Genomic DNA, 19,560 nt, shown 5'->3' with positions numbered 1-19,560 from the left:
GGCAACCTGTCTCAAGCCTTAATCTCCAGAATTTCCAGCACACGTGGCAGAATGCCGCGGAAGTACGCAAAAGCGATGCCATAGTTGGTAATCGGCACGTTCTGCACTCCCGAGCTGCGCAGCCGCATCATCAGCTGCTTGCGGTTGAAGATACAGCCTCCACAGTGCACGATCAGCTTATACCCGGAGATATCATCAGGGAAGTCGGGTCCCACACTGGTTGTAATCTCCAGTCTGCCGCCGGCGCTCTCCTCCAGTCTGGTCTTCACCAGCATACGGTCAATTTCCCCGTTATGCGGGTGATGGATACAGGCCTCCGACAGCAGAACCTTGTCACCGGGCTTCAGGGTGGAGATCATCCCCGCTCCGGCCACAAAGGTGTCCAAATCCCCCTTAAAACGCGCCATCAGGATCGCAAACGTGGTTAATGGAACGCTCGCTGGTATAATCTCGTTCACTCTGTCAAACACCTGAGAATCGGTAATGACCAGATTGGGCAGACGGTTTAAGCCCGCAAGCAGCTCCGGCAGCTCTTCTTCAGTAACAGACAAGGCTATCGCATGATGATCGAGCAGGTCGCGGAGGATCTGCTGCTGTGAGGCTACCAGCCGGTATTTCGGCGCAGGGATCAATTCAGGCATCACCATTACGACCAAATCGCCCAGGTTCACGAGGTCCCCTACGATACTGTTCCGCTCAAACTCGGCAGGAGCAAGGTCGCTCATGGCAAAGCGCAGGCTGCCAAGGTTGGTATTCCGCTTCACGCTGAGCTTCACGAAGGGGATCGTCAATGCTGCTTTTAAGGAATCAATGTCTGTATAGTGGTCGTCGGTCTTGGCGATGACCCCGATGACCGGGATATTCCGTTTCTCCATTTCCCGGACCCATTCCTTCTCCAGCTTATAGTCACCGGCCTCATCCGAGAAAATCATGATTCCAAGATCGGTCAGATCCATAACCTCCCGTGTCTTCTGCACCCGGAAGAGGTCAGCGTCATCAATTCCGGCGGTATCCACGATGATCGAGGTGCCCAGATTCTTCATCGTCAGATACTGAAAGATCGGCTCTGTTGTCGTTCCCGGCTCATCGCTGACCAGCAGGGCTGATTTTCCCGTGAGCGCGTTGACCAGACTGGATTTCCCTGAATTTCTTCTTCCAAAAACAGCGATATGCATTTTGTTGGATTGTGGTGTAAACTGCATAACAATTCTCTCCTCAACATGCGATTTTTAGAAGTGTAAATCCCGTTCACCCTTCTCTATGCGCTGGAGCCGGTCGACCGTAGCCTTTCTCGCCGCTTCCTTCGGAATATCCTCAAGCCCCTTGCGGATGATCTCTTCCCCCAGATGACGGGTCGTATCGTCTGCATAATCCAGCAGATATTCTTTGAAGGTCAGCAGGGAATTGGGCTGGCATATATTATGGATCTGCCCGGATTTGGCCAGCCGCATGAAGCGGTCGCCGGTCCGGCCTTCCCGGTAGCAGGCGGTACAATAGCTGGGTACGTATCCGTCCTGGCATAGTCCGCGGATAATCTCCTCCGGTGAACGGTGATCACTGACCTCGAACTGAGGCTTCTCGCCCGGCTGCCCTTCGGCCCTCTGCTTATTCTCCATGTAGCCCCCGACCCCGGTACAGGAGCCCGCACTCACCTGGGAAATTCCCAGCTTGATGACCTCGTCACGGAAGGAAGGCTCTTCCCGGGTGGAGAGAATCATTCCGGCGTAAGGAACGGCCAGGCGCAGGACGGCCACCAGCTTCTTGAAATCCTCGTCCTTCACCAGATGCGGATAGATATCCAAATTTACATTCTCCGCCTCACGCAGCCGGGGAACAGACACCGTGTGCGGACCCACACCAAACCGCTCCTCCAGATGCTCGGCATGCATCAGCATGGCGACAGTATCGTATTTATGGTCATACAGGCCATAGAGCACGCCTATGCCCACATCGTCAATCCCCCCTGTCTGCGCGCGGTCCATAGCCGTAGTGTGCCAGTCATAATCGCTTTTGGGACCCTGGGGATGCATGGCTGCATAGGTGGGCCGGTGATAGGTCTCCTGGAATAAAATATACGTTCCGATCTCGGCATCCCTGAGCTTCGTGTAATCCTCTACGGTGGTCGCAGCAATATTAATGTTCACCCGGCGGATGCTGCCGTTGCCGACCTTGACGGAATAGATCGTCCGGATGGCTTCCACCACATAGTCAATGTCACAGTTCACCGGATCTTCTCCGGCCTCCACCACAAGACGCTTGTGCCCCAGCTCCTGAAGCACACGGACCTCAGCCGCCAGGTCCTCCTGGCTCAGCTTCCGCCGCAGGAAATCCTTGTTAGTGTGCTTGTATCCGCAGTAGTCGCAATTATTGACGCAGTAGTTGCTTATATATAAGGGAGCGAATAATACAATGCGGTTACCGTAAATTTTCTCTTTAATCACCTTGGCAGCGCGGTTAATGCTGCTTAGTACCTCCGGATCTGTAACCTCCAGAAGCACAGCTGCCTCCCGGTGGGTAAGCCCCTTGCAGGCTTCCGCTTTTTTCAGAATCGACTGGACATAAGCCTCATCGCCGGCCTTAATCTTCGCTTCTGCCAGACTTACAAGAATTTCTTCATCATTGATAAAATCCGCCGCTTCCCAGCCCTTCCGCAACCTCGTCACCTCCTCTTGAATATGTGGCTGAATATAGGGACAACTGCTTATACCCTGGAACGGGCCTTATAATGGGTGTGCAGCAGCTCATGTGCCAGATGGCTGTTAGGCTCTCCCAGGAATTCTTCATACAGCGCTTTAATAAAAGGATTGTTATGCGATTTACGAACCGTCTGCGCCTCGTCTTCCGAATAGATTGCTTTGGCACGCTCTGCCTTAATGTCAATCCGTGCGGCTGTGCCCGCGTCCAGAATCGGCTGGCCTCCGCCCGCAATACAGCCGCCGGGACAGGCCATGACCTCTACGAACTCATAGCTTTTCTCCCCGGCTTCCATCGCTTCCATCAGCCTGCGGGCATTGCCCAGACCATGAACAACAGCTGTGCGGATCTTCTGCCCGTCAGGCAGCTCGATCACATTCTCCTTGATCCCGTCCATTCCCCGAACCGCTGTGTATTCAATCGTAGCCAGCTCCTTGCCCGAGGTCATTTCGAACACCGTGCGGAGTGCCGCTTCTGCAACACCGCCGCTTGCCCCGAAGATCACCGCTGCCCCCGAACCCTTGCCGATCGGATTATCGAAGGCCTCATCCTTCAGGTTCACAAAGTCTATACCGGCCTCCTTGATCATGGATGCCAGCTCGCGCGTGGTGAGGACCCAATCGACATCCTGCAGCCCTTCACTCGACAGCTCTTCGCGCGCGCCTTCGAACTTCTTGGCCGTACAAGGCATAATGGAGACGACGACCATATTCTTGGGGTCTATGCCGGCTTTCTTGGCGAAGAAGGACTTCACCATCGCACCTTCCATTTCATGCGGGGATTTGCAGGTAGACAGGTTACTCAGCTTGTCAGGGAAGTTATGCTCCATAAATTTCACCCAGCCGGGGCAGCAGGACGTCATCAGCGGCAGGTTCTCTCCGCTGCGGAGGCGGGAGAGCAGCTCTGTCCCTTCTTCCATGATGGTGAGATCGGCGCCAAAGTTCGCATCGAACACTTTATCAAATCCAAGCCTGCGCAGCGCTGCGACCATTTTGCCCGTCACCCGGGTTCCCACCGGCAGGCCGAATTCTTCTCCCAGGGCGACACGTACCGCAGGCGCTGTCTGGACAACGACAACTTTGCTTTGGTCTGCGAGATCATGCCACACATCATCAATGTTCTCATGCTCCGTAAGGGCCCCTACCGGACAAGCCATAATGCACTGGCCGCAGTTGACGCAGGTAGATTCGGCCAGCGGACGGCCGAACGCGGTTGAGATTACCGTATCGAAGCCGCGCTTTGCGAAGCCGATCGCCCCCACCGTCTGCATGGTTCCGCAAGCCCCGACACAGCGGCCGCACAGGATGCATTTCGAGGCATCGCGCACGATGGACGGGGAGGTATAATCCTTCTCCTGGCTCGATTTCTCGCCGGTGTAAGTCACTCTGCGGATATTCAGCATACTGGAGACATCCTGCAGCTCACAGCCGCCGCTGCGGGAGCAGCTGAGACATTCCTGATTATGGTCGGACAGCAGCAGCTCCACTGAAGCCTTGCGGGCATCGCGCACCTTGCGGGTGTTCGTCCGGATCTTCATGCCTTCCTCCGCAATCAGCGTACAGGAGGCAATGAGCCGCGGACCCACCTCAACCACACATACCCGGCAGCTGGACGAATGGTTGAGCCCTTTTAAATAACACAGGGTCGGAATATCAATGCCCTGACTGCGCGCGGCTTCAAGCACGGTCGTCCCTTTGTCGACTTCTGTCTCCAACCCGTCAATCATAATTTTAACCGTATCCAAAGTGATCCCTCCCCTCGTCAGACTATCGCTACGGCCTTGAACTTGCATACATCGAAGCAGACACCGCACTTGATGCAGACAGCCGTGTCAATGACAAACGGCTCCTTCATTTCGCCGGAAATCGCATCTGCCGGACATTTTTTGGCGCAGAGGCTGCAGCCCCGGCACAGCTCCGGATCAATCTCATAAGCGATCAGCGATTTACAGACACCGGCCGGACATTTGTGGCCTTCAATATGGGCCAGGTACTCTTCGCGGAAATACTTGATGGTGGACAATACCGGATTCGGAGCGGTCTGTCCTAACGCACACAGGGAGGCATTCTTGATCTGCGCCGAGAGATTCTCCAGCTTCTCCAGATCCTCCAGGCTGCCTTTGCCTTCCGTAATCTTATCCAGCAGCTCCAGCAGGCGTTTGGTGCCGATGCGGCAGGGCGTACATTTCCCGCACGACTCATCGCGCGTGAAATCCAGGTAGAATCTGGCTACGTCAACCATGCAGGTGTCTTCATCCATGATGATCATGCCCCCGGAGCCCATCATCGAGCCCAGGCTGGTCAGCGTATCAAAATCAATGGTGCAGTCCAGATGCTCCTCGGTCAGACAGCCGCCGGAAGGTCCGCCGGTCTGTACAGCCTTGAATTTCTTGCCCCCCGGAATCCCGCCGCCAATCTCAAAAATAACCTCGCGCAGGGTAATTCCCATAGGAACCTCAACGAGACCGGTATTCACCACTTTCCCGCCCAGCGCGAAGACTTTGGTGCCTTTTGACTTCTCGGTCCCGATGCTTGCATACCACGGGGCGCCTCTTAGCATAATCTGGGCAACATTCGCCAGGGTCTCCACATTATTAATGATCGTAGGCTGTCCCCATAACCCCTGAACAGCCGGAAAAGGCGGTTTGGGTGTCGGCATCCCCCGGTGTCCTTCAATGGAATGGATCAATGCCGTTTCTTCTCCGCAGACAAAGGCTCCGGCGCCAAGCCGCACCTCAATGCTGAAGCCGAAGCCAGTGCCAAGGATATTGTCGCCGAGCAGACCATATTCGCGGGCCTGATCAAGCGCTCTCATAAACCGCTGAACCGCGATGGGATATTCTGCGCGGACATAGATGAAGCCCTGATTAGAGCCAATGGCATAGCCGGCAATCGCCATCGCCTCAATGACAGAATGCGGATTGCCTTCGAGGATCGAGCGGTCCATGAACGCTCCCGGGTCTCCTTCATCCGCATTGCAGATGACATACTTCTGCTCTGCCTCCTGCTTCGCGGCAAATTCCCACTTCAGGCCTGTATTGAATCCGCCGCCCCCGCGTCCCCGCAGACCGGACTGCTTCATCGTCTCAATAACCTCCTGGCGGCTCATCGTCTTCAGTACCTTGCCGAGCGCCTGGTAGCCGTCACTGCCGATGTATTCATCAATATTCTCCGGGTCAATGACTCCACAGTTGTGCAAGGCGATCCGCACCTGCTTCTTGTAGAACTCGGTTTCCTCGAAGTTCAGGATTTCGCCGTTCTGCCTGGTCTTCTCATAGATTTTCTTCTCATACGGTTTGCCGTTGAGCAGATGCGCCTCCACCAGCTTCGGAATATCCTGAACCTCCACCCGGCTGTAGAATATCCCTTCCGGATAGACAATGACGACCGGCCCGAGCTCGCATAAGCCGAAGCAGCCGGTGCGAACGACCTCCACCTGCTCCTGAATACCGTGGCCCGCTATTTCCTGATTCAGCCTGGCGATGATCTGGTTGGAATCTGATGAGGTGCACCCCGTCCCGCCGCATACCATTACCGATCGATACTTGATGGAATCCGGTGATTCCCCGGTAATTCTCCGGTTGTCCAGACGGCCTTGCGTAAGTGTTCTGATCGCTTCAAGATCCGTTAGAAGCTTCATGCCCTTCCCTCCTGTCGCTGCGCCACAGGCGCAGGATGTCAATTGTATTCCTTCAGAATTTTCGGAATATTGTTAGGTGCGAGCCGTCCATGAACCTTCTCGCCGATCGTCATGACCGGTGCAAGTCCGCAGGCCCCCAGGCAGCGCGTGGCTTCAAGTGTGAACTTGTTGTCCTCTGTCGTTCCTTGTACAGGCACTTTAAGCTCTGTGCTGAGACGGTCAAGAACGCCCTGTGCCCCCTTGATATAGCACGCCGTCCCGAGACACACATGAACCACATGCTCCCCCTTGGGGGTGAGCGAAAAGAAATGATAGAACGAGGCCACACCATAGATTTCACTCATCGGCAGGTTAAGCTCGGCAGACACTATCTGTAGCACGTGCTCCGGCAGATACCCGTAGATATCCTGAATTTCATGGAGCACAGGAATGAGAGCCCCTTTGATCATTTTGAACTGTGCAATCGCGGTCTGGACCTTCATCAGCTTCTCATCTGCTTCGGCTGCGTTCCCGCAGCTGCTAACTTGTTGTTCCATATTATCGCCCCCTCCGCTTACTTAGCTAAAAAGTGTTGCAAGGTGATCAGGAATCGAACATTTTTTGCTGCAATCTGTATATACTGTATTGAGAATGATTTTCAATTGAACAGGATGAGGCCAACATCTGTATTTCAGCCGGCCTCATCTCACTCCTTACTAGAGCAGAGTGCTTTCGTGCTTGAGCTTCAGCCGGCTCCAGCGGCGCTCAATTTCGGTCTCGAAGCTGTGGAGCAGCTCTTCATCCTTGAGCAGATGCTTGGTTTTGCCCATTCCCTTCAGCCAATCCACTGCCGGAATACGCTTGCCCTTCAGCTCCGGATTGTAGGTGATGCTGGTGAGGCCCTGCTCAATTTCATACAGCGGGAAGAAGCAGGAATCCACAGCCGCCTTCACCAGGTCATGGCCGCTATGGTCAGGAGTCTTCCAGTTCAGCGGGCAGGCACAGAGCAGCTTCCCGTAGGCAGTGCCGACGTTATTCGCATACCACTGGGCCTTGGCTGCCTTCTGCAGCAGATCCTGGGGATTGGATTCGGCACCGGTGAATACATAAGGGATGTTGCAGGCCGCGAGTATTTGAGCTGTATCCTTGTGATGCCCTTTTTTCCCCTTCTGCGTTTTGCCCACTCCGGAGGTGCTGGTCATATGGCCTACAGGCGTGGAATAGGACAGCTGTGAACCGGTGTTCATATAGCCCTCGTTATCGTATTCAAGAATGATCATTTTATGGTTGCGGAGCGCCGCCCCTACGGTAGCCCCCATCCCGATATCCATGCCGCCGTCACCGGATACCATTACGAAGGTGACATCATCACTGATCTGAATCTCGCCGCGCCGTTTCAATTCATAGAAGGCATCCACCATACCAGCGAGAGTAGCTGCACCGTTCTGGAACAGGTTGTGTACGAAGGTCTGGTTATGGGAGGAGTAAGGATAGCTGGCTGTCACAACATAGGCACAGCCCGTCTGGAACAGAACCACCATATCGCCTTCGATTCCCTTGAAGAACAGCTCCAGTGCGGATAGTGCCCCGCAGCCGGGACAGGCGCCATGTCCGGGGGCCAGCCGGTGCGGCTTGGCGGTCAGCTGCCGGAGCGGAGGCAGCTTCACCTTCAGCCGGCCGTCTTCGCCTGGCGTCACTTCAATAAGGCCGCTCTTGTAAGCCTCCCCATACAGCGGCTCACTGACCGGAGCAAGGGCGTTCTTGGGGTCGCCGGGGTAATAACCATGATAGTCAAAGGGGATCTCGGCATAACCTTTAGCTGCTGCATCCATAGCCAGCTGGAAGAAGGCTTCCGCATCATCCGCATAGAAGTCCTTGCCCCCCAGGCCAAAAATACGGGAGAGGATGATCGTCTGGTTATCAGGGTCCACCTGCAGCGCTGAGCGGATCTCATGGGTCAGGTTCCCGCCCTTGGCACCGTACGAATCCGCGCGTTCACCGACCAGCAGCGCCTTGACGTTCTTAAGCGCCTGGCGGAGCTGCTCCGCCGGGAACGGACGAATGATATTGGGGCGGACCAGACCCGCCTTGATACCCTTGGCCCGCAGCGCGTCAACGGTATCCTTGGCGGATTCCCCGGCGGAGTTCAGCAGGAACACCGCCACTTCAGCATCGTCCATCCGGTACAGGTCCAGTACTTGATGTTCACGCCCCGACAAGGCGGCATATTCCCGCGCAACCTCCGCATAGACCTCGCCCGCTTTATCCAGTGCCAGCGACAGCTGATAGTGGTTATTCAGCAGGTCATCGCCGCCCATATGCGCACCTATGGTCACCGGATGGGCGGGATCGGACACATTCGGATAATTATGATTCGGGTTCTGGCCCACGAAATTCTGTACCGCTTCGTTCTCCTTGAAGTATTGGACCTTGCGTTTCTGGTGGGAGGTGAAGAAGCCGTCATAGGCGACGATAACAGGCAGGCGTACCTCCGCATGTTCGGCAATTCTGAGAGCCATGATGTTCATGTCATATACAGCCTGGGGGGTGCTGGCTGTCAGGATCACCCAGCCTGTATTCAGGCCATAATACAAATCGGAGTGGTCCCCGCGGATATCCAGCGGTCCGCTCACTGCACGGGTAACCAGGTTCAGTACCATCGGGAACCTCGTCCCGGACTGGGTGGGCAGCTGCTCCAGCATATACAGGAAGCCTTGCGAGCTGGTAGCATTGATTACGCGTGCACCGGCCATAGCCGCACCGTAGCATATCCCGGCAGAGCCATGCTCCCCGTCTGCAGCGATCAGCTGAATATCATGCTGGCCGCGGGCTTTCATCTGGTCCAGATACTGTGCCACCTCGGTGGAAGGCGTAATCGGAAAATAACCCATGATATGATAGTTGATCTGAGCCGCTGCCGTAGCCGCCATTTCATTCCCTGATTCGAAGCAGGTCACCTGCTCGGCAGGTACGGCCTGTGCCTCTGTATTCTCACTAACCGCCATTGTTGTATCCTCCCTGTCCATTTACTTGAATACCTGCGGAACGCGGTGCTCTTCGGCAAACCCGACCTCTTCACGGATACTGGTCAGCGCCTCCGTCGGGCAGACATCGATGCATTTCAGGCAGCCTTTGCAGTAGTGATAGTCGATGCCAAGCAGGGTCTGCTGCGGCCGTCCGCGCTTATCCTCGCCTTCCTCCCAGACAAAACAGTTGTCCGGGCACACACTGTCGCAGGCCGCGCAGCTGATACATGAATCGATGTCCAGTACCGGCAGGACACCGGAACGCGAGCCGCTCAGATCCTTCTGGGTGCTGTTGCCCTGAGCCAGAATGACGCCGCCCGGCACCTGTGTCTCATAGCCGAGCAGAGATTGTGTGCGCTTGAAGGGAGCGGCCACGGTCCCTGCGGGCACCTCGTAGGTCTTAAATCTCACTTCGTTATAGCCGCGGTCGAAGGTGCGGATGTTGGGCTCCACCAGGTGCGGATATTTCTTCTCAAAGGTACGGCGGATGACCTTACGCATTGCCTCCGGATCAAGGAAATCACAGATCCGGAACATCGCACCGAGCATCGAGGTGTTTACTTTGGTCTCTTCCTCAACGGCAATTCCCATGGCATCCACCAGAGCAACCGTACCGTATTCAAGCTTCAGGTCTGTCCGGACCTCATCGAAGTCCCGTGTAGTGTTAACCAGCACCACACCCTCCGGCTGCAGGCCGCTGACCACGTTAACGGTTCTGTACAGGGCTTCGTGAAAAACCGCGATCAGATGGGGCTCCTCAATGGGACTATGATCCCTGATCTCCACCTCCGGGTCGCAGAAGCGGACAAAGGTTTTGATCGGGGTTCCTTTTTTCTCCGAACCGTAAGACGAGAAGTTCGCTGCATTGAAGCCCAGCTCCAGCGCGCCGGTCTCGGCAAGCATCTTGCCTGCCAGGTTGGCGCCCAGTCCGCCAATAGATTCCAGACGGATTTCATAAAAGCCAAGCGCATTCTTTTGTGGCAACGTTGACATTGGATTTCCTCCTTGAAGTTTGGTGAGCCTTACGGAAGATCGTGCTTTTAAACTCTAGTTCATGAATCGTGAATTTATTCACTTACTAGATTGAAATAATCCCTTACCTTCTTGGTTCTCCCCCTGCTCTGCCGGTGAAGCTGCAGTGATCCCCTCTGCTGAGGTCAATCCGATAGCCAGCGGCTGCGATTCTCATCTCAAGACAGCTCCTGCACAGAGATGCCTCGTCACCCATACAGATTTTGTTCTCATACAGGGCGTATTTCCTGCGGACACCGAGCGGGGACAGAATGGGCATCACTACATTGCAGCCTGCCCCAAGTGCTTTCTCCCTGCCGACTGGATCAAGCGTCCCCATGGCCGTGGTAGCAGGTATCAGCGCCTCCGGGACAAGCAGTCTGGCCATAGCAATCATTACAAGCGTGTCCTCTACCGTTCCACCCTGCGCATCCTTAAGCGGCGTTGCGCTATGCGGGATGAACGGGCCAATGCCGATCATCTCCGGATGGAGCTCCTTCAGAAACAGGAGATCCTCTGCCAGGTGCTCACAGGTCTGCCCGGGAAGACCCACCATGAAGCCCGCTCCAACCTGGTAGCCAATGTCCTTGAGCGTATGCAGGCAGCTCACACGGTGATCATAGGACATTCCCGGATGCAATGACTGGTACAGGGAGCGTGAGGCTGTCTCATGCCGGAGCAGGTACCGGTCAGCCCCTGCATCAAACAGTGCACGGTAAAAGGCTTCGCTACGCTCACCGATAGACAACGTAATTGCCGCCTCTGGAAAACGGAGCTTCATGCTCGTGATTATGCGGATCAGCCGGGCTTCCGTGAAGTAGTAATCCTCTCCGCTCTGCAGGACAAATGAACGATACCCGAGGCGGTAGCCCTCTTCCGCACACTCCAGAATTTCCTCCTCCGTCAGCCGGTAACGCTGTGCCGAAGGATTCGACCGGCGCAGACCGCAGTACAGGCAATCCTGCTTGCAGAAGCTGGAGAATTCAATTAAGCCTCTTAAAAAAACGCTTTCACCATAATGCAGCTTCCGCGTCTGTACCGCCAGATGGAATAACCTGTCCTTGCGCTCAGCGGTGAGATGCTGCAGTAAGCAGATAATCTCCTCCTTATCCAGCTCATGGCGCTCAACTAATTTGTCCAGCAATCTCTCCATCTGATATTTCCTCCATCCCGCAGGCCCCGCCCAACGATAAAGCTGGTTGTTTCCGCCTTTTCTCAGGCTAAACAAGCTCTTGCTTAACGAATTACTCTAGACTATGCAGGGGGTGATAGTTACATGACGGTGTTAATCGGCTTTATTTCTGCTTTTTGTGTATATTCTGCGAATTGTATCCCAGGTGCTGTAATCCCGTTTTCATCCTTATGGCACCCAGCTCAGAAACCTGGAACATTTAAGGATTGGCATACACAAATAACGGGTCTCCGATGGCCGGAAACCCGTTGTTTATGCTTCGGGAGGACCTTAAGCCTCCCCTTCAAATCATTAAAGTGTTACTTGCTGGTATTCGTCCTTCCAGACCTCCAGCCCCTCCGGCACCTCTTCTTCCTCCAGCTGGGAGTGATACAGATCCGAGTACCGTCCCTCCGCCGCAAGCAGCACCTCATGTCCGCCCCGCTCCACAATCTCCCCGTTCTCCATCACCAGGATGACATCGGCATTCTGGATCGTTGAGAGCCGGTGGGCGATCACAAGCGTTGTCTTATCCTTCATCAGCTTACGGATCGCCTGCTGGACCATTCGCTCCGACTCATTGTCGAGGGCAGCCGTAGCTTCATCCAGCAGCAGAATCGGCGCATTTTTGAGCATCGCTCTGGCAATGGACAGCCGCTGCCTCTGACCGCCGGACAACCGGGAGCCATGCTCGCCAATATCCGTGTGTATGCCTTCCGGCAGCTCCGTCACGAACTCATACGCATTCGCCTGCCGCAGCGCCTCGATAATCTCTTCGTCTGACGCACCAGGCTTGCCGCTCTCGATATTGTCCCGGATGCTCCCGGAATACAGGCCCGACTCCTGAGGCACATAGGCGAAGTAGCTGCGCAGCTCTGCCAGCGGTATTCCGCTGATCGGACGGCCGTTGATCGCAACCTCACCTGCATCCGTCTGGTAGAAGCCCAGCAGCAGCTTGAACAGGGTGGATTTCCCGCCGCCGCTCGGACCTACTACGGCCATTTGCTGGCCGCGTGCCAGCTCCAGACTAACCTTGTTAAGGCTCTGCTTCTCACTGCCCGGATAGCTAAATGACACCTCTGCGAGCTGAAGCTCCCCGAACCCCGGCAGCTCCGCCTGGACCTCAGGCAGCACCTCAACCTCAGCAGGCGCATCCATCACCTCGAAGATCCGCTCCGCCGCACCCAGCGACTGCTGCATGGAAGCAACCAGGCCCGGCAGGGACGAGAACGGCCCAACCAGATAATTCATCAGCTGAATGAAGGCAATCATCGCCCCGACCTCAAGTCTTCCATTCGCCACGAACCACCCGGCAATCACCAGAGCCAGCAGGAAGGTCAGATTCCCCAGCAAGGAGGAAATCGCTCCGGTGGCTCCTTCGATTCTCGCTTTCTTTTTCTCTCCTGAGGCAATATCCTCACTGTAGCCAACATATTGCTTCTGCAGCCTGCGTTCCATGGAGAATGCCTTGAACACCATACTGCTGCCCAGAATATCGTTCAGAAAAGCCGTAGTCCGGCTCATACTTTCCTGCACCCGCACACTGTTGATGCGCATCGCGTTGCCGAAGATTTTACCGGTCAGGAACAGCAGCGGACCGATGGACAGGCAGATCAGCGCCAGCAGCCAGTTAATATAGAGCAGATAGCCGAAGGAGGCTACCGCCAGCAGCGGGTTGCGCAGCAGATCCAGCATCACCTGCCCGCAGGCTTCCCCCACCGACTGATTGTCATTCGTGAAACGGGACAACAAATCACCGGAATGATTGCGGTCGAAATAAGACTGCGGCAAGGCCAGCGTATGCCCCATCATGTCCTGACGCAGCTCATTTCTGATTTTGGCCGATACATTGGTCTTGAGATACGCACTGACGAAGGTATTCAATCCCGTAACCAGCAAGAATAGAATCCCGAACCAGGTAAGTCCCTTGAACGCCTCCACATCCAGCCGGACAGCAGCATCCGTAATCCGGGCCAGGAACCAGGCCATCGTAAGATCGAGCACAATACTGAATAACGTCACCAACAGCAATACAGCATAGATCAGCTTATGCCTAAGCATGTATGTACCTAATCTGGCAAAAGCGCCTTTCTTTCTCACAACATCAGCTCCCCTTTAGAATTCTGCACCCCGCACCTTGGCATATACCTTGCTGTCATGGAGTTCCCCGTCCGGCTCACGGGTGCTTTTGCGCAAAATACCATCCCCACTGGCACATCGTTTTAGTATAGTACCTCCTTCTCTTTTTGAAAATAAAGAAATATACGCATCATATTCATAAAACTGGAAGTCGACCCCGTCGTGGGCTCACTCTCTGCGGCTCCGATGCCACTAGTGTACTAGACCCCTGGCAAGGACCCCAGCGGCGGGGGGCGGATTCCCGTATCGGTCTTAGGGCTGAAATACATTGGAAGAGTCCTGAAGAAATTGAACGCTGTAGCTTCAAAAGACACTGCGGAGTTATGCGGGGGTTATGCGGAAATCATTGCGGATGCTTGGTGATCACTTGGGGGAAATATGGGGGAGAGTATTGTATACTTGCACAAAGTATGGATCGTTAAGAGAGGATGAATGGTCATGGCCAAAACACATATGGAGGTAGTAGCAGAAGAGCAAACACGGCAGGAAACGCTCCGGCTGGCCCGGCTGATCGAGGCTCATGTTACACGTGACGGGACTGCCGAGACAGCGATACAAGGATTGTATTTCAACCGCTACTCCAGAACAGAGCCGTCCGATTACATGTACACGATGCAGTGGCCGACGGTGGGCATTGCCGCCCAGGGCACCAAAATGATCAAGATCGGCGAAGCCACTTCCGAATACAGCGGCTCGCGCATTCTGGTTGCTCCCGTAGCGGTGCCCATCCGCATGCAGACGATTCAGGCAAGCGCTTCGGAACCGTTCCTCGGCGTGGGCGTCTATCTCGATCCGCGCAGAATCGCTGCGCTTATCCCTCAGGTCTTCCCGAACGGCCTGCCGAAGATCGGCAAGCGCAGCGCAAGCTATGTGCTGGAAGGTGAACCGGCCTTGATCGGCGCGGTAGCCAGGCTGGTCGCATGCCTGGACGAATCCGGCGACAACGGCCTGCTGGCCTCGCTTGCGGCGGATGAGATTTTCATCCGGCTGCTGCGCAGTCCCATCGGGGTCTATGTGGCCGAGACCATGCTGGCCGGCTCGGATGTCCAGCGCGTCGCCAAAGCGATCGACTGGCTGCGGACCCACTTCGCCGAATCGCTGAGAATTGCCGAGCTGGCAGACATGGTCCATCTCAGCGAGTCCTCCTTCCGCGAATATTTCAAGTCGGTGACCTCCATGAGCCCGCTCCAGTACCAGAAAGCGCTAAGGCTGCAGGAAGCGCGGCGGCTGATGCTGTCCGGCGGGCGGGATATTACCACGGCGAGCCAACTGGTCGGATATATCAGCGATTCCCAGTTCAGCCGGGATTACAGCCGCTTCTTCGGCAATCCGCCGAGCCGGGATATCGCCAAGTGGAAATCGGGCCTCATCTCCTGAATGCTACCCAGCAAGCCCTCCGATCTTGTCAACGGGGGGCTTTTCCGTTGAATCGGGCAAGAAATCAAGCAGAACAGTCAAATGAAAGGGTATCGGGCCGTCTATACTGATCTTATCCGGATAAGCCAAGCGGCGAAGCGGAAATCATCGTTGGAACAAGCTGCTTTGTACAGGGATTTAGAGGCTTGATTCTACAAGGAGGATACCGGAATGCGGATTTTTGTAACGGGAGCAAGCGGCTTTATCGGGTCGGCAGTGGTCCGGGAACTGCTTGAGGGCGGACATGAAGTGGCCGGGCTGGTACGCTCCAAGGAAGCGGCCGAGCGGCTGGAGGCGGCTGGAACGAGAGCTGTTCGCGGCTCTATTGAGAACACAGAGCTTTTGCGCCGGGAAGCAGCTCAGGCCGATGCAGTTGTGCATACGGCATTCTATCATAAGTTCTCCCATGCCGGCCTGCCGGCAAAAATGCGGATTATGCTGGGCGGAAGTCCGGGGCGGGCGGCGGCACGTTTCATGGCAGCAGCAGTCGGCACGGATTGCCGCGCCATTCAGGCATTGGGAGCCGGGCAGTCCGGGCGGTCTGGAGCGCTTGTAATTGCGATCCCCACTATGACGCTCACTCCCGGAAGGCTGGCGACCGAGGAGGATGCAGGAGATGCCTCATCTATCGGAGGAGGACGGGTGGCGTCGGAGAAGGCTGTGCTCGCACTTGCCGGATCCGGCGTCAGGGCATCGCTGGTACGTCTGCCGCCGATCGTATACGGCAACGGCGACCAAGGCGGCCTGCTGCCCTCCCTGATCCGGGCCGCAAGATCCAAGGGCGCTGCCGCCTATATCGGGCAAGGGACCAATCATTGGCCCGCCGTACACCGGCTTGATGCGGCGCGTCTATTCAGGCTGGCCGTAGAGCAGGCTCCGGCGGGCACGCGGCTCCATGCTGCCGGGGAAGAAGGCTTGCCCTTCAGGCAGATTGCGGAAGCGATTGCGCGGCAGGCGAGTGTGCCATCCAAGCAGATACAAATGGAAGAAGCCGCTTCGTATTTCGGCTGGCTGGGCCCGTTTGTCTCGACCGACAATCCCGTGTCTTCAGCATTGACCCGCGAGCGTTTCGGCTGGAACCCGCAGGAGCGCGGCCTGCTGGCCGAAATCGCACAGGGTGATTATTTTACAGGCCAATCGCTGCGTTAAGCAAACCCCATAAATGATCGTACAAAGAACAAAGTTACTGGCTATGGAGCATGGAGCCCATCCCCACAAAAGAAAATCATAATTCCTAAACAACGAGCAAGAGCCTTCCAAAAAGTCAGTACAAACTAACTTTCTGGAAAGCTCCTTTTTGGGTTATCCGTGAACCTGTTGCTTCCCTTCAATACTCAGATCTGCTCCCGGCACAGCGGAAGCCTCATCCCTGTAACGGCCAGCGTAACCTTCTCCGGCAGAATATAATCCTTCTCCAGATTGATATCATGCGACATATGCGTGTAGACCGCGCGGCGCGGCTGAACGGTCTCCAGCAGGTCGGCGGCTTCGGTCATATCATACACAGAGCGGGTGGATAACTCAGCTGCCTCGTAATAAAAGCTGGTTCCCAGCACCAGCAGATCCGCTCCATGCATACGCCTGGTTTCCTCCGTGGTCAGAGAGATCGAGTCCGGGCAGTACACCCAGATATATTCCTCCTTCTCCAGCCTGTAGGCATAGGAGTAACCATTCTTGCCATGGTTCACCCGCCATGTGCTAATCTGCCAGCCATCCAGCGTAATGCCGTCATCGCAAGGGATCATGTCGATATGCCCGCTGAGCCACGGGTATTGGCGCTGGATGACGGGAATGACCTCCGCCGGAGCGTACAGCTCTCCCCGGAAGCCCATCCAGCGGCAGCTGTCTGCCCATTCCGGCAGCCCGCCGATATGATCGAAATGCGCATGTGTCACGAGCAGACGCTTCATGGTGCGGTGCCCCTGCAGCTCCATCTGTCTCCGCCAGTCCGGTCCGCAGTCAATCGCCAGGAAGCCGCTGCCGTTATCTATAAGCACAGAAGAACGCAGGCGGTTATTGCGCCCGGTGGTTCTTGCTTCCGTACAGGTCTCACAATCACAGTAGACCCGGGGTACGCCCATGGCATCCCCTGTTCCGAGGAACACTAATGTATCCATATGCCTGCCCACCTCATCATCTTTTTTCTCGAATATCCGTCAGTTCATTATAGAACAGGAGCCGGTCCTTTGCACCCCGGCCTGTAAGACAGTAAAGAGCTGCCCTTCAGCCTGATCCGGCCGGAGAACAGCTCTCTTAATCCTTCGCACTCCACACTAAGCAGGTGTCTTCTAATCCTCTTCCGTCTCAACTACCCGCCTAGATCCCGGCCAGCACCTGATACCATATGCCCCGCTTGGAGTACAGCGTGGTGCGGACTTCCTCCCAGCCGCCAAGATAGCTGATGTCGAACAGTCCGGCAGGAACCGGATACTGGCTCTCATGTGCCGCATAGACCTGCCGGTTCACGGGACGGAAGCCGAACTTGGCGAATATCTCCTGCGCCTCAGGCGTCGTCAGATAATCGACCAGCGCTTCTGCGGCCGCACGGGTACCATGCTTATCCGCGTATTTATCCACCACGGCCGCAGGATTCTCGATCAGAATCGTATTCTTCGGGATGACCACCTCATACTTCACACCTTCTGCAATCCGCGCCAGCAGCTCATTCTCATAAGTGACGATCACATCGCCTACGCCGTACTCGAAGGCAGCCATGGAGGCCCGCCCGCTTTTATCCAGAGATTCGACGTTCCTGTGTATGCTCTCCAGGAAGGCCTTGGCAGCCGCAGGGTCTTTCGCCCCCTCCTGCTCCTCAGAACGCTTCAGGCCGGCCCCGTAGATCGCGTTGATGTCCCACTGGGCACCGCCGGAGGTCTTCGGATTAGGGTAGAGCACCTTGACCCCCGGCTTCGCCAGATCGGCAAAATCATGAATTCCCTTCGGATTGCCCTCCCGCGTCCCCAGGGCCACAACCGACCGCGTCACCATTCCCGCCTCGCCGCCTCGCTGCTTCCAGTCCTTCTCCACAAGGCCCGCCTTGACCAGCTTCCCGATATCGCCTTCCATGGCAAGCAGCGTGACATCCGCCTCGAAGCCGCCGGCAATTGCCCTCGCCTGGGTGCCTGAAGCTTCATAAGACTGCTGGAATACGATAGTTTGACCGGTATCCGCCTTCCACTTCTCCGCGAACCCGGGGAGAATCTCGCCCATGGCATCCTTCACCACGCTGTAGGCGCCCACCACAAGCGTTAGATCTCCCTGCGGCGGCGCACCTCCCTCTCCTGCAGCCGGCTGCTCATTACCGCAGCCGGCAGCGGTCAGGGCGAACACCGCCAGCAGTAAGACCGTCAGCCATCCGTGCAGTTGTCTGCTCCTTCTGATAAGCCTCATACCGGCGACACATCCCACATCATTTATTTTTTAGATAAATACAGGCATCGGATCTTTCTTAAGGCCATTCTCCTGAATCCAGCTCCGCTCCTCATTGAACAGGTAGGCGCGGTGTACCAGCACAGATATTTCCTGGCCCGGAGTCAGCGTTTCTTTCTCCAGAGAGCGGTAGGTGACCAGCTTATGTCCATTGATCTCAACCTCCACCAGCCATTCACTGCCGCGGAAATGCAGATGCTTCACAACGCCCTGCTCCGTGGCCGAAGCTATTTTGAATTCATGCAGATGGCCCACCTCAATATATTCCGGACGGATCAGCGCCTTGGTCGGCTTACCGCCGCCTGCGCCTTCGAAGCCCTTCAGCTCGGAAGCACTCCCGATCAGCGTCGATTCCCCGATGAAGGTTGCCACGAACGGTGTCTTCGGCTCTTTATAGATATCCCAAGGCGTACCCTTCTGCTCCAGCCGCCCCTGGTTAATGATCATAATCTCATCCGCAACTTCAATCGCCTCATCCTGGTCGTGGGTGACGAAGATTGAGGTGATCCCGACACGTTCGATCAGCTCCCGCAGCCAGGAACGCAACTCCTGGCGGATCTTCGCATCAATCGCCGCGAACGGCTCATCCAGCAGCAGCAGCTGCGGCTCAGGGGCCAGCGCCCGGGCAAAAGCCACCCGCTGGCGCTGCCCCCCGGACAGCTGATGCGGATACCGGCTCTCGAAGCCCTTCAGTCCGGTCAGCTCCACCAGCTCGGTGACACGGTCACGGATGACTGACTTACTAGCTTTCTTGACTTTCAGGCCGAAGGCGATATTCTCGAACACCGTCATATGCTTGAACAGCGCATAGTTCTGGAAGACAAAGCCGATCTCACGCTCCTGCGGCGGAAGATGGTTCACCGCCCGGCCGTGGAAAATAATCTCGCCGCTGTCCGGCGTCTCAAGGCCCGCCAGCATCCGCAGGATCGAGGTTTTGCCGCCGCCGCTTGGGCCAAGCAGCCCAATCAGATGGCCTTTGGTAATGCCGAAATGGACATCCTTCACCGCATGAAAATCGCCAAAATGCTTATCGAGTCCCCGGACCTCTACATGCAT

14 protein-coding genes are annotated in these 19,560 nt (G+C 56.0%); 2 read left to right on the top strand and 12 right to left on the bottom strand.

The window, feature by feature from the left end; all coding sequences use genetic code 11:
- Nucleotides 1-11 precede the first annotated feature (11 nt).
- From hydF to C173_RS19520, 9 genes are all read right to left on the bottom strand, one after another.
- Complete coding sequence (hydF, locus tag C173_RS19560) at nucleotides 12-1,202, bottom strand: [FeFe] hydrogenase H-cluster maturation GTPase HydF (protein ID WP_036727583.1); 1,191 nt, start codon at nucleotides 1,200-1,202, stop codon at nucleotides 12-14.
- A 27-nt stretch (nucleotides 1,203-1,229) separates the two neighbouring features.
- Nucleotides 1,230-2,654 (bottom strand): [FeFe] hydrogenase H-cluster radical SAM maturase HydG, encoded by a 1,425-nt coding sequence (hydG, locus tag C173_RS19555; RefSeq protein ID WP_036727581.1) that lies wholly within the window; start codon nucleotides 2,652-2,654, stop codon nucleotides 1,230-1,232.
- 47 nt (nucleotides 2,655-2,701) lie between these two features.
- On the bottom strand, nucleotides 2,702-4,438 hold the full coding sequence (locus C173_RS19550) for an NADH-dependent [FeFe] hydrogenase, group A6 (RefSeq protein ID WP_036727580.1): 1,737 nt from the start codon (nucleotides 4,436-4,438) through the stop codon (nucleotides 2,702-2,704).
- Between the two features lie 17 nt (nucleotides 4,439-4,455).
- Nucleotides 4,456-6,333: an NADH-quinone oxidoreductase subunit NuoF gene (nuoF, locus tag C173_RS19545; protein ID WP_200869574.1), complete on the bottom strand. Its 1,878-nt coding sequence runs from the start codon at nucleotides 6,331-6,333 to the stop codon at nucleotides 4,456-4,458.
- A gap of 38 nt (nucleotides 6,334-6,371) precedes the next feature.
- Complete coding sequence (gene nuoE, locus C173_RS19540; protein WP_036727578.1) at nucleotides 6,372-6,869, bottom strand: NADH-quinone oxidoreductase subunit NuoE; 498 nt, start codon at nucleotides 6,867-6,869, stop codon at nucleotides 6,372-6,374.
- Nucleotides 6,870-7,028: 159 nt separating this feature from the next.
- A complete protein-coding gene (locus tag C173_RS19535) occupies nucleotides 7,029-9,317 on the bottom strand; it encodes a thiamine pyrophosphate-dependent enzyme (protein ID WP_036727577.1) in 2,289 nt (762 codons plus the stop codon).
- A 21-nt stretch (nucleotides 9,318-9,338) separates the two neighbouring features.
- Nucleotides 9,339-10,331, bottom strand: a complete 993-nt coding sequence (locus C173_RS19530) for a 2-oxoacid:acceptor oxidoreductase family protein (RefSeq protein WP_036727575.1) — start codon at nucleotides 10,329-10,331, stop codon at nucleotides 9,339-9,341.
- Between the two features lie 103 nt (nucleotides 10,332-10,434).
- Nucleotides 10,435-11,502, bottom strand: coding sequence for a [FeFe] hydrogenase H-cluster radical SAM maturase HydE (gene hydE, locus C173_RS19525; protein ID WP_036727574.1), 1,068 nt, complete (start codon nucleotides 11,500-11,502; stop codon nucleotides 10,435-10,437).
- A gap of 330 nt (nucleotides 11,503-11,832) precedes the next feature.
- A complete protein-coding gene (locus tag C173_RS19520; protein WP_051478187.1) occupies nucleotides 11,833-13,620 on the bottom strand; it encodes an ABC transporter ATP-binding protein in 1,788 nt (595 codons plus the stop codon).
- A 477-nt stretch (nucleotides 13,621-14,097) separates the two neighbouring features.
- Between C173_RS19520 and C173_RS19515 the strand changes: the two genes are divergently transcribed.
- Together C173_RS19515 and C173_RS19510 are read left to right on the top strand one after the other, a co-directional pair.
- A complete protein-coding gene (locus C173_RS19515) occupies nucleotides 14,098-15,036 on the top strand; it encodes an AraC family transcriptional regulator (protein WP_235191956.1) in 939 nt (312 codons plus the stop codon).
- A 210-nt stretch (nucleotides 15,037-15,246) separates the two neighbouring features.
- On the top strand, nucleotides 15,247-16,224 hold the full coding sequence (locus C173_RS19510) for an SDR family oxidoreductase (RefSeq protein WP_036727572.1): 978 nt from the start codon (nucleotides 15,247-15,249) through the stop codon (nucleotides 16,222-16,224).
- A 185-nt stretch (nucleotides 16,225-16,409) separates the two neighbouring features.
- Here the strand turns inward: C173_RS19510 and C173_RS19505 are convergent, their stop codons facing one another.
- From C173_RS19505 to C173_RS19495, 3 genes are all read right to left on the bottom strand, one after another.
- A complete protein-coding gene (locus C173_RS19505) occupies nucleotides 16,410-17,192 on the bottom strand; it encodes an MBL fold metallo-hydrolase (RefSeq protein ID WP_036727571.1) in 783 nt (260 codons plus the stop codon).
- A gap of 199 nt (nucleotides 17,193-17,391) precedes the next feature.
- Nucleotides 17,392-18,465 (bottom strand): sulfate ABC transporter substrate-binding protein, encoded by a 1,074-nt coding sequence (locus C173_RS19500; protein WP_036727569.1) that lies wholly within the window; start codon nucleotides 18,463-18,465, stop codon nucleotides 17,392-17,394.
- Between the two features lie 30 nt (nucleotides 18,466-18,495).
- Nucleotides 18,496-19,560: a sulfate/molybdate ABC transporter ATP-binding protein gene (locus C173_RS19495; RefSeq protein ID WP_036727567.1), complete on the bottom strand. Its 1,065-nt coding sequence runs from the start codon at nucleotides 19,558-19,560 to the stop codon at nucleotides 18,496-18,498.

Source organism: Paenibacillus sp. FSL R7-277, assembly GCF_000517965.1.
Lineage (GTDB): Bacteria > Bacillota > Bacilli > Paenibacillales > Paenibacillaceae > Paenibacillus_AQ > Paenibacillus_AQ silagei.
This window is presented reverse-complemented; position numbering and strand designations above follow the sequence as displayed.

Coding starts and splice junctions, on each gene's coding strand:
- hydF (WP_036727583.1), bottom strand. CDS start 1,202: ATGCAGTTTACACCACAATCCAACAAAATGCATATCGCTGTTTTTGGA.
- nuoF (WP_200869574.1), bottom strand. CDS start 6,333: ATGAAGCTTCTAACGGATCTTGAAGCGATCAGAACACTTACGCAAGGC.
- nuoE (WP_036727578.1), bottom strand. CDS start 6,869: ATGGAACAACAAGTTAGCAGCTGCGGGAACGCAGCCGAAGCAGATGAG.
- C173_RS19535 (WP_036727577.1), bottom strand. CDS start 9,317: ATGGCGGTTAGTGAGAATACAGAGGCACAGGCCGTACCTGCCGAGCAG.
- C173_RS19530 (WP_036727575.1), bottom strand. CDS start 10,331: ATGTCAACGTTGCCACAAAAGAATGCGCTTGGCTTTTATGAAATCCGT.
- hydE (WP_036727574.1), bottom strand. CDS start 11,502: ATGGAGAGATTGCTGGACAAATTAGTTGAGCGCCATGAGCTGGATAAG.
- C173_RS19515 (WP_235191956.1), top strand. CDS start 14,098: ATGGCCAAAACACATATGGAGGTAGTAGCAGAAGAGCAAACACGGCAG.
- C173_RS19510 (WP_036727572.1), top strand. CDS start 15,247: ATGCGGATTTTTGTAACGGGAGCAAGCGGCTTTATCGGGTCGGCAGTG.
- C173_RS19505 (WP_036727571.1), bottom strand. CDS start 17,192: ATGGATACATTAGTGTTCCTCGGAACAGGGGATGCCATGGGCGTACCC.
- C173_RS19500 (WP_036727569.1), bottom strand. CDS start 18,465: ATGAGGCTTATCAGAAGGAGCAGACAACTGCACGGATGGCTGACGGTC.
- C173_RS19495 (WP_036727567.1), bottom strand. CDS start 19,560: ATGCATGTAGAGGTCCGGGGACTCGATAAGCATTTTGGCGATTTTCAT.